2 protein-coding genes are annotated in these 2,599 nt (G+C 60.0%); both read left to right on the top strand.

What is annotated here, in order from left to right; all coding sequences use genetic code 11:
• The first annotated feature begins 34 nt into the window (after positions 1 to 34).
• Complete coding sequence (locus M0D69_RS43525) at positions 35 to 1,249, top strand: IS701 family transposase (RefSeq protein ID WP_301787963.1); 1,215 nt, start codon at positions 35 to 37, stop codon at positions 1,247 to 1,249.
• 51 nt (positions 1,250 to 1,300) lie between these two features.
• A complete protein-coding gene (locus M0D69_RS43520; protein ID WP_301787962.1) occupies positions 1,301 to 2,473 on the top strand; it encodes an IS701 family transposase in 1,173 nt (390 codons plus the stop codon).
• Positions 2,474 to 2,599: the final 126 nt, after the last annotated feature.

Genomic DNA, 2,599 nt, shown 5'->3' with positions numbered 1-2,599 from the left:
TTCGCTTATCTTCAAGCACATTGTGAGGAGAGCGATGGAAACTACTTCGAAGAGATTCGAGGAGTATGTGTCCCTGATGGCTCAGTCGCTTGGGCACGCTGATCGTGTCGAGCCTTTTCGTAGCTACTGTACGGGCTTGATGTTGCCGGTCAAGCGCAAGAGCGTTGAGCCCATGGCTGCGCATCTGTCACCAGACCGGGTGCGCTCGGAACACCAGCGTCTGCATCACTTTGTAGCCGATGCACCGTGGTCGGATCAGGCGGTGCTTGATACGGTGCGCAGTTACGTACTTGAGCGAATAAGCCGGCGCGCGGGTTCGCCTGCGGCGCTGATTATTGACGATACCGGCTTTCCGAAGAAGGGTAAGCATTCGGTCGGGGTCGCTCGGCAATATTGTGGTCAGCTCGGGAAACAGGACAACTGCCAGGTCGCAGTCAGCGTGTCGCTCGCAAATGAACGCTTCAGTCTGCCGGTGCGCTATCAGCTGTATTTGCCGCAAAGCTGGGCCGATGACGCAGACCGTCGTAAGGCTGCCAAAGTGCCCGAGGCGCTTGAGTTCGTCACCAAGCCGATGCTCGCGCTGCAACTGCTCGAAAATCTCGCAGAGGTGGAATCGCTGCCCGAACTGGTTATCGCCGACGCCGGGTACGGGGCAGGCACCGAGTTCCGCGAGCAGCTCACAGCGATGGGCTTCACGTATGTGGTCGGGGTAACAGGCGCGGTCAGTCTGCAGATGCAAGCTCAGGCGCCATTACAGGCGAAAGAGCTGGCCATGCAGTTGCCCTCGCGGCGCTTTCCCACGCTCACATGGCGTGAAGGCACCAACGCCGCCCTGACGTCGCGCTTTGCGGCAATACGGGTGCACTGCACCTCCCGCGCAGCCCAGCCAGTTGACACCCTCGAGGAGCAATGGCTGCTCGTCGAGTGGCCCAGGGAAGAAATCGAGCCGACCAAGTACTTCCTCAGTACGTTGCCGGCTGATACACCAATCAAGGAGCTCGTGCGACTCGCAAAACTGCGCTGGCGTATTGAGCGTGATTACCAGGAGCTCAAGCAGGAGCTTGGCCTGGGGCATTTCGAGGGGCGCAGCTGGCGCGGCTTTCATCATCACGCGACGCTGTGCATAGCGGCATACAGCTTTCTCGTCACCGAGCGCCTGGTGGCACAACAAAAAACTTCAACTCATCGGTTACCCGGCAAAGTGTCTTCCTTACCCGAAGGCTTCCGGCCCCGGGGCGCCCCTGCGTAAGCAGCGCCATGTGCCGGACTCCATTACAACGCTGCGGAGTATGTGTCCCTGATGGCTCAGTCGCTTGGGCACGCTGATCGTGTCGAGCCTTTTCGTAGCTACTGTACGGGCTTGATGTTGCCGGTCAAGCGCAAGAGCGTTGAGCCCATGGCTGCGCATCTGTCACCAGACCGGGTGCGCTCGGAACACCAGCGTCTGCATCACTTTGTAGCCGATGCACCGTGGTCGGATCAGGCGGTGCTTGATACGGTGCGCAGTTACGTACTTGAGCGAATAAGCCGGCGCGCGGGTTCGCCTGCGGCGCTGATTATTGACGATACCGGCTTTCCGAAGAAGGGTAAGCATTCGGTCGGGGTCGCTCGGCAATATTGTGGTCAGCTCGGGAAACAGGACAACTGCCAGGTCGCAGTCAGCGTGTCGCTCGCAAATGAACGCTTCAGTCTGCCGGTGCGCTATCAGCTGTATTTGCCGCAAAGCTGGGCCGATGACGCAGACCGTCGTAAGGCTGCCAAAGTGCCCGAGGCGCTTGAGTTCGTCACCAAGCCGATGCTCGCGCTGCAACTGCTCGAAAATCTCGCAGAGGTGGAATCGCTGCCCGAACTGGTTATCGCCGACGCCGGGTACGGGGCAGGCACCGAGTTCCGCGAGCAGCTCACAGCGATGGGCTTCACGTATGTGGTCGGGGTAACAGGCGCGGTCAGTCTGCAGATGCAAGCTCAGGCGCCATTACAGGCGAAAGAGCTGGCCATGCAGTTGCCCTCGCGGCGCTTTCCCACGCTCACATGGCGTGAAGGCACCAACGCCGCCCTGACGTCGCGCTTTGCGGCAATACGGGTGCACTGCACCTCCCGCGCAGCCCAGCCAGTTGACACCCTTGAGGAGCAATGGCTGCTCGTCGAGTGGCCCAGGGAAGAAATCGAGCCGACCAAGTACTTCCTCAGTACGTTGCCGGCTGATACACCAATCAAGGAGCTCGTGCGACTCGCAAAACTGCGCTGGCGTATTGAGCGTGATTACCAGGAGCTCAAGCAGGAGCTTGGCCTGGGGCATTTCGAGGGGCGCAGCTGGCGCGGCTTTCATCATCACGCGACGCTGTGCATAGCGGCATACAGCTTTCTCGTCACCGAGCGCCTGGTGGCACAACAAAAAACTTCAACTCATCGGTTACCCGGCAAAGTGTCTTCCTTACCCGAAGGCTTCCGGCCCCGGGGCGCCCCTGCGTAAGCAGCGCCATGTGCCGGACTCCATTACAACGCTGCGAATAGAGCTTGCTGCCGCACTGCTTGCCCGCCTCGAGCGGTGCCCGTGCTGCGGCCGGAAAATCGAGTAATTTGTTAACACAGTGGTACT

Source organism: Caballeronia sp. SEWSISQ10-4 2, assembly GCF_030464885.1.
Lineage (GTDB): Bacteria > Pseudomonadota > Gammaproteobacteria > Burkholderiales > Burkholderiaceae > Caballeronia.
The sequence above is the reverse complement of the archived record's forward strand: the minus strand, read 5'-3'. Positions and strand labels throughout refer to the sequence as shown.

Coding starts and splice junctions, on each gene's coding strand:
- M0D69_RS43525 (WP_301787963.1), top strand. CDS start 35: ATGGAAACTACTTCGAAGAGATTCGAGGAGTATGTGTCCCTGATGGCT.
- M0D69_RS43520 (WP_301787962.1), top strand. CDS start 1,301: ATGGCTCAGTCGCTTGGGCACGCTGATCGTGTCGAGCCTTTTCGTAGC.